Genomic DNA, 16,517 nt, shown 5'->3' with positions numbered 1-16,517 from the left:
GTCCTTGCAAACCATCCAGCGGAACGGGTTCTGGCGGCGCCGCGCCCCCATGGGGCACGGCGATGTGAGCGGCGCGGCGGCCTCCCGTGGCTGCCGGCGGCATGCGCCGGCGGCAGGGCAGGGAACCCGCGCCAGGCGGTGATGTTAGCCCGAGACGCCGCCGCGGGCCGGAAACGGCGCCTGACTGTTGCGGCCGGCCCGGCTCAGCCGCGCAGCAGCGCCGGCAGCCACAGCGACAGCTGCGGGAAGAACGTCACCACCAGCAGCACCCCCAGCCCGGCCAGCCAGAACGGCCAGATCGTCTTCATGCTCTGGCCGACGGTGATCTTGCCGATCGCGGTGCCGATGAACAGCACCGAGCCCACCGGCGGCGTCACCAGGCCCAGGCCGCCGGTCAGCACCAGCACCAGGCCGAAGTGGATCGGGTCGATGCCATAGGCTTTGGCCACCGGCAGGAAGATCGGGGTGCAGATCAGGATCATCGGCGCCAGGTCCATGAACGTGCCCAGCAGCAGCAGCATCACCACGATCATCAGCAGCACCATGAACTTGCTGTGCGCGAACGACTGCAGGAACGCCACCGCCGCCGCCGGTACCTGCAGGTAGGCCAGCAGCCAGCCGAACACCGCCGCGGTGGCGATCACGAACAGGATCACGCCGGTACTGCGCGCGGCATGGGTCACCGTGTCCAGGAACGCGCGCCAGCGCAGCTGCCGGTACAGCACGGTGGTGACCAGCAGCGCGTAGACCACGGCGATGGCCGCCGACTCGACCGCGGTGAAGATGCCGGCGCGGATGCCGACGAAGATCAGCGCCACCAGCCCCAGCCCGGGCAGCGCGGCGACCAGCCGCAGCAGTACCGCACGCAGGCCGGGGAAGGCTTCCACGCCATAGCCGCGGCGCCGCGCCACGGCGTAGCCGGTGAGCATCAGCACCACCGTCATCAGCAGCGCCGGCACCACGCCGGCGGCGAACAGGTCGGCGATGGACAGGCCGCCGCCGGCCGCGGCCGAGAACAGGATCAGGTTGTGCGACGGCGGCACCAGCAATGCCACCAGCGCCGCGGTGATGCTGACGTTGACCGCGAAGTCGCGGTCGTAGCCGCGCTGCACCATCTGCGGGATCATCGTGCCGCCGACCGCCGAGACATCGGCGATGGCCGAGCCGGAGACGCCGCCGAAGAACAGCGAGGACAGGATCGACACCTGGCCCAGGCCGCCGCGCAGGCGCCCGACCAGCGACGCGGCCAGCGCGATCAGGCGCTCGGAGATGCCGCCGCGCATCATGATCTCGCCGGCGAAGATGAACAGCGGGATGGCGATCAGCGAGGCCGAACCGGTGCCGGCCGAGATCTGCTGCACCAGCACCACGCTGGGCAGGTCCAGGTAGAGCAGGGTGGCCAGCGCGGCGGCGGCCAGCGCATAGGCGACCGGCACGCCGATCAGCAGCAGCGCGGCGAACACCGCGAACAGGATTGCGATACCCATGGTTCAGCGGTCTCCTTCGATGGCGGCCGGCCGCAGCGCCAGCCACAGCCGGTTCAACGCGAACACCACCATCAGCGCGCCGCCCAGGCTCAGCGGCAGGTAGTTCACGCTCTGTGGCAGGTGGGCGCCGGCGGCCTTGATGTGCAGGCCGTCGATCCACAGCACCCAGCCCCACCAGGCGATCACCGCGCCGATGCTGGCCACCACCAGCGGCACCAGCGCATCGACCACGCGCCGCGCCAGCGGGTTGAGGTGCTCGGCCAGCAGGAAGAAGCCGAAGTGGCGGTGGGTATGCACGCCCGCGGCCGCGCCCATGCTCATCGCGGTGCTCAGCAGCAGCAGCGTCACCGGCTCGGTCCAGCTGGGCGAGTCGTTGATCACGTAGCGGGCGAACACCTGCCAGCCCTGCACCACCACCAGCCCCAGCAGGGCGACGACGGCGATGTGGATGACGACGGTGGCCAGGGCTTCCAGCGCGCGCTGCGGGCCGGCCTGGGTACTGCGGAAAGTGGCTTCGGTCATCGCTGCGGATCCTCAGGCGAAATCGCGGATGCGGCGGTGCAGGGCGGCGATCTCCGGCTGCTGCAGGAAATCGCGCAGCAGCGGCGCGGCGGCCTCGCGGAACGCGGCGATGTCCACCGCGTTGGCCTTCACGCCGTGCGCCAGCACCGCTTGCCGCGCCTTGTCCTCGGACGCATCCCATTCGCCACGCATCACCTGCACCGACTGCCGCGCCAGCTCCAGCAGCAGGCGGCGGTCGCCCGGCGCCAGCGCGTCGAAGCTGCGCCGCGACATCAGCAGCACGTCCGGCGCATGCGAATGCTGGCTTTCGGACCAGTAGTGCGCGGCCTCGAAGTGGCGGCTGGAGTGGAAGCTGCGCATGTTGTTCTCGGCGCCGTCGATCATGTGCGTCTCCATGCCGGAGAACGTGTCGCCCAGCGACATCGGCGTCGGGTTGGCGCCGAACAGGCGCATCAGCTGCAGGAAGATGTCCGAGCTGGCCACGCGCAGCTTCAGGCCGTGCAGGTCGCGCGGCGCCACGATCGGATGCCTGGTGTTGTAGAAGCAGCGCGCGCCGGAATCGTAGATCGCCAGGCCGACCAGGCCGCGCTGCTCGAAGCCGGCCAGCACCGCGTCGGCAATGCCGCCGTCCAGCGCGCGGCGCATGTGCGCGACCGAATCGAACACGTAGGGCAGGCACAGCGCGCGGGTCAACGGGAACGCGTTGTTCAATGCCCCGAGTAGACCCGGGTGATGTCGATGGCGCCGAAGCGCGCCATGTCGATCGCTTCCGACTCGCGGCCTAGCTGGCCGGAGTGGTACTGCGCCAGCCGCAGCCGGCCACCGGTTTCGCGCTCGAGCTGCTGCCCGATCCATCGGACCGCGGTGACCGTGGGGTAGTCCGCCACGTGGACGTCGGAGGCGGTGAGCAGGCGGCCCTCGCCGGCGGTCCCGCGGCCACTACCCGCACAGGCCACCAGCGCCGGCGCGGCAAGCGCGCCCAGCCCGGTGGCAAGAAAATTTCTGCGATTGATCATCGAACCCCCTCCACGTGCATCCATCGTGGCCGCCGCTCAGCCGGCGGCCACCGCCCTGCAGGCAATCTCGCCATGGCCCTCGAAGCGGATCACGGCCTGCTGGCCGACCGCAATGTCGTGGATGCCGGTGGCGTTGCCGGTGGCGATCAGGTCGCCGCGGCGCAGCGGCCGGCCGCGGCGCGCCGAGCGCGCCAGCGCGAACGCATAGGCCGCGCGCAGGCCGCCGGGCAGGTTGCCGGCGCCGCCGGTGCCCACCACCACCCCGTCGATCTCGGTGCGCGCCAGCAGCCGCGCTTCGTCCAGCCGCGTCCAGTCCACGATTTCCGTGCCCAGCACCAGGCCATTGTTGTTGCCGAAGTCGGACACCACCACCCGCGGCCCCAGCACGTTGATCGTCGCCAGCGGGCTGCTGGCCACTTCCACCCCGGTGAACAGGCGCGCGGGCAGGGCGGCGGCCTCGGCTGGCGTCCAGTCGAGCTTGCCGGCCGGTGCGTCGGCGTCGAGCCGCAGCACGTACTCGGCCTCGACCGCGGCGAACCCACCGGCGCCGGAGAACACCGGGATGTCCACGATGCCACCGGTAGCATTCCAGAGCTGGCGCGCGAACACCGGGCCCAGCAGGCGCTCGTCGCCGGATGCGTCGCGGCGCTCGGGCGCGATATAGCCGACCTTCCAGCCGACCACCGCATCGCCCCAGCGGCCGATCGCCAGGTCCTGCACCTGATAGGCGGTGACCAGGTCGGCCGGGATCGTGCCGGGAAAATCATCGAGCGAACGCCCGGCGCGGCGCGCGTCCACGAACTGGCGGGCGATGTCGTCCAGCGCGGCGGTCGGGGCCGGTTGGCCTTGGTCGATGCTCAAGTGGCTCTCCTGGTGGCGTTGCTGCACCGCCCATCGACAGTGCTGTGGTTGCTGTATATGGTAAACCGGTGTCATCTGGCAATACGCATCGCATCACGGCCATCCCCGTTCCGCATCGCGAGACTCCCCATGTCCCTGACCCTGCTTGGCAGATCCTTGTTGTTATTGGCTTTTTGCCTGAATTGCGGTGGCGCCGCCGCCGCCCCGGGCGACGGCCCGGACGGTGAACCGGTCTCGGGATCGGCACGGCGGATCGCGCTGTGGCCGAACGGGGTGGCACCGGGGGACAAACCTCTCGCCCAGGCCGCGCGGATCGTCGAACGCAGCACCGACCCGGCGCTGCCGGACCGCTACATCACCCATGTCAGTGCGCCCTATCTGGTCATGTACCGGCCAGCCCGGCCCAACGGCACCGCACTGCTGGTGACGCCCGGGGGGGCTACCAGCGCGTGGTGCTGGACAAGGAGGGCTCGGCGCTGGTGCCGGCCTTCGTCGAGCAGGGCGGCATCACCCTGTTCGTGCTGCGCTACCGGCTGCCGGGCGAGGGGCGCGACGACCGCGAGGCGGCGCTGGCCGATGCGCAGCGCGCATTGCGCCTGATCCGCACGCGCGCCGGCGAGTGGCAGCTGGACCCGCGGCGCATCGGCGTGATCGGCTTCTCCGCCGGCGGGCACCTGGCCGCGCGGCTCGGCAACGGCTTCGACCAGCCCGCCTACCCGGCCACCGACGCCATCGACCGCGCCAGTGCGCGCCCGGATTTCCAGCTGCTGGTGTATCCGGTGATCGACATGGCCGGCGCGGACGCGCACCCCGGTTCGCGCGAACGGCTGCTCGGCGCGCGACCGGAGCCGGCGCTGCAGCGGCGTTATTCGATGCAGGACCAGGTCCGTGCCGACACGCCACCCACTTTCCTGGTGCATGCCGGTGACGATGCGGCGGTGCCGGTCGGCAACAGCCTGGCGTTCTACTCGGGCCTGCTCCGCGCCGGGGTCCCGGCCGAGCTGCACGTGTTCCCGCATGGCGGCCATGGCTTCGGCACCCGTGGCATCGCCGGCCTGACCACCGCCGCCTGGCCGCGGCTGGCACTGGACTGGATCGCCGCGCAGGGAACGGAGCGCATGCCATGAACGCCAGGCCCGACGATCCGCAACGGCGCCGGCTGCTGCGCGCCGGCGCACTGTGTTCGCTCGGCGCGGGGCTGGCCGCTGCGGTCCCGGCCGGCGCCGCGCGCGGGCAGGCGAGTCCGCTCGCACGCGTGCGCGGCGGCCGTATCGCCGGGCAGACCGAGCAGGGCATCCATGTGTTCCGCGGCATTCCCTACGGCGCGGACACCGCACCGCGGCGCTTCCAGCCGGCAGTACAGGAAGCCCCCTGGCGCGGCATACGCGACGCCTTGGCTCCTGGCCCGGCGGCGCCGCAGACCAGTGGCGAAGGCCCGGGCAGCGAGGATTGCCTGTATCTCAACGTGTGGACGCCGGCCCTGCGCGACGGCGGCCGCCGCCCGGTGCTGGTGTACCTCCACGGCGGCGCCTACAACAACGGCTCGGGCAGTGATCCGCTGTATGACGGCGGCAACCTGTGCCGGCGCGGCGACGTGGTGGTGGTCAGCGTCAACCACCGGCTCAACGTGTTCGGCTACCTGTACCTGGGCGGCCTTGGCGGCCCGGCGTTCGCCGATTCCGGCAACGTCGGCCAGCTGGACCTGGTGCAGGCGCTGCAATGGGTGCGCCAGCATGCGGTGGAGTTCGGCGGCGACCCCGGCAACGTCACCGTGTTCGGCCAGTCCGGCGGCGGCGCCAAGATCGCCACGCTGATGGCGATGCCGGCGGCGGCGGGCCTGTTCCACCGCGCCTGGACGATGAGCGGCCAGCAGGTCACCGCCGCCGGGCCACGCGCGGCGACGCAGCGCGCGCGGCGCGTGCTGGAACACTTCGGCCTGCGCGACCCGCAGGCGCTGCGCACGCTGCCGATGGAAACGCTGCTGGACGCGGTCAAGCTGCGCGATCCATCGTGGGTCGAGGACACCGGCCTGTACTTGGGCCCGGTACTGGACGCGCGGCACCTGCCGGTGCACCCGTTCTGGCCGCAGGCGCCGCTGCAGTCGGCCACCGTCCCGATGGTCATCGGCAATACCCGCGACGAAACCCGCGCCTTCCTCGGCAACGATGCGCGCAACTTCACACTCGACTGGGAGGCACTGCCGGCGAAACTGGAGCGCGAGCAGTTCGTGGACCTGCCGGTCGCGGAGGTGATCGCCGCGTACCGGCGGATGTACCCGCACTACACGGCGTCGGAGGTGTTCTTCGCCGCGACCACCGCCGGCCGCTCCTGGCGCGGCGCGGTGGAGGAACTGGAAGCGCGCGCACGCCAGGGCGCGCCGACCTGGGCCTACCAGCTGGACTGGTACGACCGCGGTGGCGAGGCCGACCGGCTGCGCGCCTTCCATACCCTGGACATCCCGCTGGTGTTCCACAACACGCACCAGCCCGGTTCGCGCACCGGCACCCGCGCGTCGGCCACGCGCATGGCCGACGCGATGAGCGATGCGCTGCTGGCGTTCGCCCACCACGGCGACCCCAACCACGGCGGGCTGCCGCGTTGGGAACCGTACTCGCTGCAGCGCCGGCAGACCCTGGTGTTCGACGACGACAGCCGCCTGCAGGACGACCCGCGGGGCGGCGAGCGCAGGCTGTACGGACAGGTGCCGTTCGTGCAGCGCGGCACGTCATGAGCCGCACATGCCGCCCGGCCATGACGGCAGCGAACGGTTCGTTCACCGTTTTGCCCTAGACTGGCGGCATGATTTCAGATGCAAACGGTTACCCCGGCTTCACCGGCCGCGAACGACTGGTGGCGGCGATCGATGCCGCCATGGGCGCGGCCGATGTCGGCGGCACGGTGGCGCGGATCGAACACGCCCTGCGCGAGGCCATCGCCGACCCGGCGATCGTGCTGCCGGCATGCGTGCACGAGCCGATTACCGACCACTACGCGCGCCGCGAGCTGTACCGCAGCGCGCGCCACGGCTACAGCATCATCGCCATGACGTGGGGGCCCGGCCAGGGCACCCCGCTGCATGACCACGATGGCCTGTGGTGCGTGGAAGGCGTGTGGCAGGGCGCGCTGCGGATCACCCCGTACCGGTTGCGCGAAGACCGCGGCGACATCGCCCGGCTGCAGCCCCTGCCCGGCGTGGACGGTACGCGCGGCAGCGCCGGCAACCTGATCCCGCCGGATGAGTTCCATGTGCTGCGCAACGCCAGCGACACTGAGCTCGCGATCTCGGTACATGTCTACCAGCGGCCGATGGAGCACTGCACGGTGTTCGTTCCGGAAGCGGGGCAAGCGGACTGGTACAGGCGCGAAAGCCGGCAGATGCAGACAGACACCCCGTAGATGCGGGGCTTGCCCCGCATGCAACGCTCCCGGCAAGGCCCCGTGCCGGGCGAGCCCGGCACCTACGGTGGTGTTCGCGGCGGCGCGCGAAAGGCCGCGGATGCACACCGATATCCAAATGGATGCGGGGCTTGCCACGCATGAACGCACCCGGCAAGGCCCCGTGCCGGGCAAGCCCGGCACCTACGGGGGTGTTCGCGGCGGCGCGCGAAGGGCCGCGGATGCACACCGATATCCACATGGATGCGGGGCTTGCCCCGCATGCAACGCACCCGGTAATGCCCCGTGCCGGGCAAGCCCGGCACCTACGGGGGTGTTCGCAGCGGCGCGCGAAGGGCCGCGGATGCACACCGATATCCACATGGATGCGGGGCTTGCCCCGGATGAACGCTCCCGGTAATGCCCCGTGCCGGGCAAGCCCGGCACCTACGGGGGTGTTCGCAGCGGCGCGCGAAAGGCCGCGGATGCACACCGATACCCACATGGATGCGGGGCTTGCCCCGCATGAACGCTCCCGGCAATGCCCCGTGCCGGGCAAGCCCGGCACCTACGGCAGCGGCAGGCGGTTGTTGAGCAGGGTCACTTCCTCGGCGTCGCCGTCCTGCAGCACCCGCACGCTGGCGCCACGGCGGTTGAGGCCGGCGGGCAGCGGCAGTTCCAGGGTGAGCGCGCGCGGCTGCAGGTCCGATGGCGCTTCCAGTGCCGGGATCGCGACGCGCGCCACCTCGCGGCCGCGCGCATCCTCGAGCCGCGCGTGGCCGGGCCGGGTGGCGACGTGGCCCAGGCTGTGCACGGTCAGGCGCACGCGTCCGTCCGCGACCTGCAGGTCGCCGCGGCCGATGCCGAGGTCGGCACGGGTTTCCACCGGCGTGCCCGCGGCGATCCGTTCGAACTCGAACACGTGCGCCTGCTTCGGCGCGAAGCGCAGGGCGGTGGACGCGCTGCGCTCCAGCGCCACCTCGCGCACCTGCGGCTTGCCGTCGATCCGGTCGTCGCCGTCGCGGTCGATGCCGCTGCGGATGCGCCAGGTGCCGGCGGCGATGTTCCAGCCGGTCATCGTCGCCTCCAGCGGCACGTCTGCCATGTTCCAGGCGATCACCTTGAAGCGTTCGCGCGAGGGCGCGTGCACCAGCAGCGCCACCTGCTCGGCCGCGCCGGGGCGGGCGAAGCGCCAGCTCACGGTGTGCCCGGGGAAACTCTGGTTGCGCCTGAGCGCGATGCCGCCCAGGCGCAGGCGCTGCAGGAACTCGCTGGGCGCCTCGACGCGGTCGCTCCACCAGTGGCCTTCGGTATTCATGTACTCGCGCTGGGCCTTGGCCTGGATGCCTTCGGCATGCAGGGCTTCCAGATACGATTTGTCGCCGCTCAGCTGCCACGCGGTGATGGCGGCGAAGCCGGTGTCGCCCTTGTCGGCGGCGGCGACCAGCTGCCGGCCCCAGTCCTGCTGGCGGCCGAGCACGTCGATGATGTTCTCGCCCAGGTTGGACAGCGCGCCGGGGCCGCCACGCTGCACGCGGTAGTCCAGCGCCTTCAGGTAGCGGTCGTCGCCGCTCCAGCGCCACGCCGCCCAGAACGTGTGCATGACGTCGCCGGCGCCCGAACCCTGGTTCAGTTCGCCACCCCGGGTCTTGCCGGTGGCCCAGTGGATCTCGTTGGGCAGCGTCCAGCGGCCGGTGTCGTCGGTATAGGCGTGGGCGAGGTAGCTGTCGGCCAGTCCGGTGACCAGGGTGCGGCCGGTCGGGTCGGCGTTGTACTCGCCCAGCAGGAACGCCGGGTGCAGCGCCGGGAACGAGTAGGGCTTCTGCCACTGCCAGTTCGGCTCGCGGTAGACCTTGTTGCCACCGAACCAGTTGCTGGAGAACAGCAGGTGGCCCTGCGGGTTGCGCAGGATGATGCGCTCGTCGAACGCGCGCACCGTTTCCATCAGCCGCTCGACGGTCAGCGGGTCGCCCCAGTTGAGGTAGAGCATGGCGCTGTTGGCGTTGATGCCTTCCTCGTAGGCGTGCAGTTCGTCGGTCTCGATGGTGCTCAGGCCGTTGGCGAACATGCCGTTGCGGTACACCGCGTCGGACAGTGCGGTCAGCGAGGCATTGAGGCGGTCCGGCTCCACGCCCATCAACGCCAGCCCCGGCCACTGCTGGGTCAGGTCGGTGTCGTCGGAAATGCCGCCGCCGAAGTCGCCGTACTCGACCTGGCGGTGGTCGATCCACCAGTCGACGAAGCGGCGCACGCGCCTGAGGTCCTCCAGCTGCCGGAACGCCCACAGCGGCACGCCCTTCGGTGGCTGCGGCTGCTGGAACGGCGGCCGGCCCTGGCTGTTGTAGCTGATGTAGTTCCAGTACAGCCGGCCCAGCGCGTGGTCCGGGTCCACCCGCAGCAGGTCGCTGAGGTCGGCATATACCCGCGCGTACAGGCGCTGGCGCTTGGAGGTGGTGTGTTCCTCCACCAGGAAACCCCAGTTGTCGCGCACCTGATTGAAGCGGTCGGCGACATGCTCCCGCAGCGCCTCGCTGCGGTCCTTGAACACCAGCCGCACCTCGGCGCCGTCCAGCGAGGCGGCGTTGAAGCCGGGCGCGGCCGCGGCGATGGCGATCCACAGGCTGTCGGCGGTAAGGATGCGGTCGCGCAGGTCCAGCCACAGCGTGCGCGGCTGCCCGGGGCGGACCGAGACCGACACGTCGATCATGTCGCGCGACGGCCAGATCGGGTCCTTGATGCGGATGTTCAGCGGGATCACGCCGCCGCCGGGGCCGTCGTGGGTGGCGGGCAGGTCCAGCGCCGGCAGGTCGATGGCGATGCCGTCCAGGCCATCGTGCATGTTCTCCCAGCTGTACGCCCAGCTGCGGATCAGCGGCTGCGCCGCCGGGGCGTCGCCGACCCCGGACGGCACCAGTACGTGGACGATGGGCCGCGGCTGCGCCGGAAGCGTGTCGGCGCTTCGCTTGCGCGAACCGGCACCCTTGGGCAGCGCCATCACCACGCTGCGCTCGTCCGCTGCGAAGCGGCCATTGATGTAGTCGCGCAGCGCGGCGATGTTGGTGTAGTCCGGCAGCACGCGGCTGTCGATCAGGTAGCGCTGCTTGACCGTGCCCTGCGGCTCGGCGGCATCGCTCACGTGGTAGCCCCAGATCTCCTGGATCGGCGTTTCCTGCTCGGCATTGGAAAAGCGCAGCGTGCCGCCGGTCTGGGCGGGGAACTCATCGACGCTGCGGACCACGCCCCGCGGCCGGGTGAACAGGGTGCCGGCATCGCCGCCGAGCATGCCGAAGGCGGCACCGCGGATCTCGATGCGGTTGATGGCTTCGCCATCGGGCACGGTCAGGTCCAGGTGCTGGCCACCTTCGACATAGGTGTTCCAGTCCGGCAGCTGGAAGTAGTCGTTGCGGCCGGGCAGGCGCGAGCGGTTGTAGACGCCGGGCCAGGTGGTCTCGGCGATGCCGTCGGTCCCCTTCCACATCCACTGTTTCTTGTCCTTGACGTCGGCGAACTCGACCTTGCGGATCGTCGTCACCGCCGCGTCCAGGAGCGGCGGCGGCGCGCTCTCCCAGCCGTAACGGTGCCACCACGCACGCTGCGTGGCACCCGCGGTTTGGCCCGCGTCCGGTGCCGCATTGCGTGCCAGCGCGGCCACGCCGGTGGCGTCGAGCATGCGGTCATAGACGCGGATCTCGTCGAAATCGCTGCCGCGCAGGAAGTTGTAGCGGCTCTGCACCTGGTAGGGCGCCATCACCCGCCCGGCCAGGCCGAGCTGGTCGAGCGCGGCGTCGTAGTCGCCGGTGGTGTCCACGCGTGCCACTTCGCGGCCGTCGAGGAACAGGCGCACGCCTTGGTCCTCGTCCCAGGCGAAGGCGATGTGCTGCCACTGGTCGGGCGACGGGTTGCGGTCCAGCCGGAAGGAGACGCGGGTCCGCGCCAGGTTGGCATCGGTGACGAAGGCATCGAAACCGTGGCCGTTCCAGTCGATGCGCAGCCAGGTCATGTCCCAGCTGCTGTGGTCGGCGTAGCCGACGCGGAAGATCACGAACGGCGCCTCGCCCACGGCGTAGCGCGGGCGCCAGAAGAACGACAGGGTGCCGCGTTCGGCGCGGATGTTGCCCGGTGCGTTCCACGACAGCACGCCATCGTCTTCCCAGCGGATCGCGCGGCCATGGGCACCGTCGTCGACCAGGCTCACCTTGTCCTGGAAGTTGGGAACGGCATCGCCCTGCGCCTGGTCGGCGACGAAGCCCTGGTCGGCCGATACGCGGAACAGCAGGTTCGGCGGGGAAGAAAGCGCCGCCGCCGGGAGCGCGGACGACAGCGCGCAGGCCAGCAGCAGGGTACGCGACAGCGGGCGGATGGAACGTGGTGACATCGGGCGTCTCTTGGAAGCGCGCGGCGCGTGCCTGCGCCGCGCGCGGTGGGCCAAGTTAGCGACGCCAACGCGTCATCACATCCTGCGTCGCACCATCGGCTGGCTCCCGGCGACATGCCGGCAGCGCAGCCCGGATCAGAACCGGTAACGCAGCCCCAGGGTGTAGGTGCGCCCGGTCTGGCTGTACTCCAGCGGCAGCGACACCGACGGGTTGGCCACCCACGATTCCTGCGCCTCGTTGGTCAGGTTGGCGCCTTCCAGGCTCAGTTCCAGCTGGTCGCTGATGCGGTAGTGGATCGACGCATCGACGATGGTGGTGCCACTCTGGCCATGCACGCCGTTGGCGTCGCTGTTGAAGCCGGCCTCGGTGCCGGGCACCTGGATCAGGTAGTCGTTGCGGTTGGTCGCCGAGACGCGCCCGGAGAAGCGCTCGCCTTCGTAGAACAGCGTCGCGTTCCACGAATTCTTGGACTGGCCGGTCATCGCCGCCTTCTGCGCCGTCGCGCCGGAGGACAGCAGGTACTGGATGTCCGAATCGACGTAGGTGTAGTTCAGCTGCGTGCCCAGGTTGGACCACTTGCCCGGCAGGAAGGTGAACGGCTGCACGTAGTTCAGCTCCACGCCCTGCAGCTTGCCGCCCGGGGTGTTGACCGGCACGGTGAAGGTGAACTCGTCGCTGGGGCTGGCGTTGAGGTTGTCCAGCAGGCTCGCCGGCAGGCCGCTGTCGGCATAGACCCGGGTCTCCTTGGTGTTCTGGATGTAGCTGCCGATATCCTTGTAGAACACGGTGGCGCCGAGCATCGCGCCTTCGTCGAAATACCACTCCAGGCCCAGGTCGTAGCTCTTGGCGCGCACCGGGTCGAGCATCGGGTTGCCGCCGCTGACCGTACGGGCGCTGCCGCTGACGTTGACGGTGACGCCCGGGGTCAGGCTGCCCAGGCCGGGACGCGACATCACCTTGGCCGCGGCGAAGCGCAGCAGGAAATCCGGGGTGAGTTCGGCCACCACGTTCAGCGAGGGCAGGGTGTCGTTGTACTCGCGGGTCACGGTAGCGGCCACGGGGGTGCCGCTGGCAGTGGCGATGCCCGACGAGGTCTGCTTGGTACGGACGTGGCGCACGCCGACGTTGCCGTATACCGGGATCGAACCGATCTCGGTGGAGAACTTGCCCATCAGCCAACCGCTGCGGTCCTGCTCCTCGACGCCGCGCATGCTGGCCGCGTAGTCGACCAGTGCGTAGATTCCTTCGCCATTGAGGACGCCGAACATATTGGCGATGGCACCGAAGTTGGGCACCACCCACGTGCCGGGCGAGCCGGCCAGGCCGCCGAGGCTGGCCAGCTCGGTCATGTCGGCCGGCACGATCCTGTTGCCGGTGCTGAAGTTCGGCACCGTGGTCTCGTTGCCGACGCGCCGGCGCTCCATCGAATCGAAGCTGTAGTTCTTGGCCTGCACGCCGCCGCTCAGGGTGAACGAGGGGCCGATGACCCAGGAGAAATCCAGCTCGCCGTTGTTGAACTCGTTGGTCACGTAGTTCTGGCGCAGGCGGATGGTGGACAGGGTCCAGCCGTTCGGATCGGTCGGGCTGACACCGTAGTTGAACACCGGCTTGTTGGCGTTGCCACGGTAGTCGTAGCTGTAGCCCTGCACATCCAGCTTGTCCATCATGATGGTCGCCTGGACCGGGTTGTCATGCTTGGACCGCGAGGTGCCGACCCTGCCGCTGAGGGTGAAGCTGTCGCTCAGCCTGTGCTCGCCGTCGAGGCTGACCTGGTAGAAATCCGTGCTCCATTCGTCGTGGCGGTTCTCGGCACGGATATCGACGTTGTCCATCTTTGCGTAGACCAAGGCGCCGTTTTCGATCACGCCGTCCCTGACCACGATCTGGGCCTTGCCGTCGGCGCCGGTCTTGCTCAGGCCATTGGCCTCGATGTACTTCTCGTCACGCTGGGCATCGATCTTCGAGTAGAGCATGTCCAGGCTGAAGGTGGTCCGGTCGCTGGGCTTGAACTGCAGCGAACCGGTCACGCCCAGGCGCTTCTGGTCATGTTCCATCAACGTGTAGCGCGGGAAGCGCGGCGTGTAGACCTGGTCACTGCAGACACCCGGGAATGGCGCGGTGCCGGCGGCGCAACCCGCGAAGCCGACGCCCTTCGGATTGGCCGTGTTGGTCGGCGTGTTCGCCCGTGCATTGGCCCAGCGCACGGTGCCGGTGCCTTCTTCCACGGTCTCGCGCTCGGAGTACGCCACCGACAGCAGCGCGCCGACCTTGCCGTCGGCCCAGCTGTTGGCGATCAGGCCCGCGAAACGCGGCATCGCCGCCTGCGAGGCGTCGTTGTAGGCGGTCTGCACGTTGGTCACCAGGGTGAAGCCGTCGTAGTCGAACGGCCGCGCGGTGCGCAGGTCCACGGTGGCGCCGAGCGAGCCTTCCTCGACGTCGGCCGAGGCGGTCTTGCGCGCGATCAGCTGCGAGAACAGATCCGAGGCGAACACGTTGAAGTCAAAACCGCGGCTGCGGTTGGTGCCGCCCTGGCCATCGCTGCTGCCGACGGTGCTCAGCGCTTCCATGCCGTTGATGCGCACCCGGGTGAAATCCGGGCCCAGGCCGCGCACGGTGATCTGGCGGCCTTCGCCGCCGTCGCGGGTGATGACCACGCCTGGGATGCGCTGCAGCGATTCGGCCAGGTTGCTGTCCGGGAACTTGCCGATGTCCTCGGCGACCACGGCGTCGACCATGCCGGCTTCGCCGCGCTTGATGTCCAGTGCCTTCTCCACGCTGGCGCGGTAGCCGGTGACGGTCACGGTATCCAGTTCGGTGGCGGCGGCGCCCGCGTCCTGGGCGGCGGCAGCGCCGGCCTGCAGCGCCAGCGCGATCGACAGCGCGAGCAAGGTAACCGGTGTCTTTTTCTGCTTGCTGTGTGGATACATGTGTTTCCCCCTCTCCAAAGGTTTACATGCGAAACGGCGATTCCTGTAGTGCCAAAGGCATATGACACCGCTGGTCAAAACCGAAAGTAGCAGGAGCTCCGGGAGCGAGCATCTTGCACTGCAACAGGCGAGGAAACGCCTGCAACCCCTTGTCTTTGGGACATTACGACGCCGATGTCGACAGGGACAGGAGACATTTGGCTGTAGATGACACCGATGGTCAAACTATCGTGCCATCATTCCCGCCCGTGTAGACCGCGACAGGAGTCCCGATGAATTCCCCCGTGTTGTCTGTTTCGGCGAGCTGCTGTTGCGGCTCGGCGCCCCCGGCCACCAGTTGCTGCTGCAGAGCCCGGCGCTGGAGGTGCATTGCGGCGGTGCCGAGGCCAACGTCGGCGTCTGCCTGGCGCATCTGGGCCATGCGGTGGCGATGGTCGGCGTGGTCGCCGACAACCCGCTGGGCGCGGCGGCCACCGGCGAGCTGCGCCGGCACGGGGTGGATACCACGCGGGTGCGGCGCGGCGACGGCCGCATGGGCCTGTATTTCCTGACCACCGGTGCCGGCCACCGGCCCAGCGAGGTGGTCTACGACCGCGCCGATTCGGCGTTCGCCAGCGCGCGCGCCGACAGCTACGACTGGCCGGCGCTGCTGCACGGCGCGCAGTGGCTGCACCTGTCCGGCGTCAGCCCGGCGCTCGGCGCCGAGGCCGCACAGGCCACGCTGGCCGCGGCACGCGCGGCCAACGCAATGGGCATCAAGGTGTCGTTCGACGGCAATTTCCGGCCGAAGCTGTGGGAGCGCTGGGGCGGCGACGCCAGAGCGATCCTGCGCGACCTGTTCGACTGCGCGCACATCGTGTTCGCCGACTATCGCGACATCGGCGTGGTGCTGGGCGGGGAGTTCGCGCAGGCCGAGGCGCAGGCGCGCGTGGACGCGGCGGCGGCGATGGCGTTCGCCGCGTTCCCGCGGCTGCAGTACATGGCCTGCACCCAGCGCACCGCGCACAGCGCCGGCCACCATTCGATCGGCGCGATGCTGCTGGGCCGTGACGGCACCCGTGCGGTCGCGCCGGCGATGGAGTTGACCGCCATCATCGACCGCATCGGTGGCGGCGACGCCTTCGCCGCCGGGGTGCTGCATGGCCTGATCGAAGGCTTCGACGCCGATGCCACGGTCCGCTTCGGGCTGGCTTGCGGCTGCCTGAAGCACTCCATTCCCGGCGACTTCAACCCGGTCGGCGTGGCCGACGTGATGGCCCTGATGGGCGAAGGAAAGTTCGATGTCCGGCGCTGATCCGCGCGTACGCGCCGTGCTCAAACTGGCCCCGGTGATCCCGGTGTTCACCCCCGACGCCATCGACGATGCGGTGCAGGTGGCACAGGCGCTGTTCCGCGGCGGCCTGCCGGTGATCGAAGTCACCCTGCGCACGGCCACCGCGATGGACGCGATCCGGGCGATGGCCGACGCGGTGCCCGAGGCGGTGATCGGTGCCGGCACCGTGCTCGATGCGCGGCAGATGGCGCAGGTCAGGGACGCCGGTGGCCGCTTCGCGGTCTCTCCCGGCGCCACCGACCGGCTGTATGCCGCCGCACGCGACATCGACCTGCCGTTCCTGCCCGGCGTGGCCACCGCGTCGGAGCTGATGCGCGGGCTGGAGCAGGGGCTGGACACGTTCAAGTTCTTCCCGGCGGTGCAGGCCGGCGGCGCGGCGATGCTGGCGGCATGGAACGGCCCGTTCGGCGACGTGCGCTTCTGTCCCACCGGCGGCATCGGCGTGCAGACCGCCGCGCAGTTCCTGCACCTGCCCAACGTGCTGTGCGTCGGTGGCTCGTGGCTGACCACGCGCGATCTGCTGGCGGCGCGCGACTGGGCCGGGATCGAACGGCTGGCGCGCGAGGCGGCGCTGCTGGCCGGCTGAACGGGCTGCCGTCCGTCGGGCCGCGCGCGTTTGC

Annotated in this window: 9 protein-coding genes and 2 pseudogenes; 5 read left to right on the top strand and 6 right to left on the bottom strand. The window is 70.1% G+C overall.

The window, feature by feature from the left end:
* Positions 1-203: 203 nt before the first annotated feature.
* The 4 genes and pseudogenes from B1L07_00165 to B1L07_00150 form a co-directional block, all read right to left on the bottom strand.
* Complete coding sequence (locus tag B1L07_00165) at positions 204-1,487, bottom strand: hypothetical protein (GenBank protein AUZ53806.1); 1,284 nt, start codon at positions 1,485-1,487, stop codon at positions 204-206.
* 3 nt (positions 1,488-1,490) lie between these two features.
* Positions 1,491-2,009, bottom strand: coding sequence for a TRAP transporter small permease protein (locus B1L07_00160; protein ID AUZ53805.1), 519 nt, complete (start codon positions 2,007-2,009; stop codon positions 1,491-1,493).
* A gap of 12 nt (positions 2,010-2,021) precedes the next feature.
* Positions 2,022-3,025: pseudogene (locus B1L07_00155) on the bottom strand (C4-dicarboxylate ABC transporter).
* A gap of 36 nt (positions 3,026-3,061) precedes the next feature.
* Entirely contained in the window at positions 3,062-3,847 is a 786-nt protein-coding gene (locus B1L07_00150) for a 2-keto-4-pentenoate hydratase (protein AUZ56376.1), read from the bottom strand.
* A gap of 195 nt (positions 3,848-4,042) precedes the next feature.
* Between B1L07_00150 and B1L07_00145 the strand changes: the two are divergent.
* The 3 genes and pseudogenes from B1L07_00145 (at position 4,043) to B1L07_00135 (ending at position 7,282) form a co-directional block, all read left to right on the top strand.
* Positions 4,043-5,013 (top strand): annotated as a pseudogene (locus B1L07_00145) (xylanase).
* Positions 5,010-6,617, top strand: coding sequence for a carboxylesterase (locus B1L07_00140; protein AUZ53804.1), 1,608 nt, complete (start codon positions 5,010-5,012; stop codon positions 6,615-6,617). The pseudogene B1L07_00145 and the gene B1L07_00140 overlap by 4 nt, the downstream one beginning before the upstream one ends.
* A gap of 68 nt (positions 6,618-6,685) precedes the next feature.
* Positions 6,686-7,282, top strand: coding sequence for a cysteine dioxygenase (locus tag B1L07_00135; protein ID AUZ53803.1), 597 nt, complete (start codon positions 6,686-6,688; stop codon positions 7,280-7,282).
* Between the two features lie 547 nt (positions 7,283-7,829).
* Here B1L07_00135 and B1L07_00130 read toward each other — a convergent pair.
* Positions 7,830-11,636 carry a hypothetical protein gene (locus B1L07_00130; protein AUZ53802.1) on the bottom strand — a complete coding sequence of 1,269 codons (3,807 nt, stop codon included), beginning with the start codon at positions 11,634-11,636 and terminating at the stop codon, positions 7,830-7,832.
* 135 nt (positions 11,637-11,771) lie between these two features.
* Positions 11,772-14,564, bottom strand: coding sequence for a TonB-dependent receptor (locus tag B1L07_00125; GenBank protein AUZ53801.1), 2,793 nt, complete (start codon positions 14,562-14,564; stop codon positions 11,772-11,774).
* Between the two features lie 238 nt (positions 14,565-14,802).
* On the opposite strand from B1L07_00125, the gene B1L07_00120 reads away from it, so the two are divergent.
* Positions 14,803-15,858 carry a 2-keto-3-deoxygluconate kinase gene (locus tag B1L07_00120; protein AUZ53800.1) on the top strand — a complete coding sequence of 352 codons (1,056 nt, stop codon included), beginning with the start codon at positions 14,803-14,805 and terminating at the stop codon, positions 15,856-15,858.
* On the top strand, positions 15,845-16,483 hold the full coding sequence (locus B1L07_00115; protein ID AUZ53799.1) for a 2-dehydro-3-deoxyphosphogluconate aldolase: 639 nt from the start codon (positions 15,845-15,847) through the stop codon (positions 16,481-16,483). The genes B1L07_00120 and B1L07_00115 overlap by 14 nt, the downstream gene beginning before the upstream one ends.
* The last annotated feature ends 34 nt before the right edge of the window (positions 16,484-16,517 follow it).

The sequence above is a fragment of the Stenotrophomonas acidaminiphila genome (assembly GCA_002951995.1).
In the GTDB taxonomy this organism is placed as follows: Bacteria; Pseudomonadota; Gammaproteobacteria; order Xanthomonadales; family Xanthomonadaceae; genus Stenotrophomonas; species Stenotrophomonas acidaminiphila_A.
Note: the sequence above shows the minus strand (reverse complement) of the source record. Positions and strands in the feature narration are given on the sequence as shown.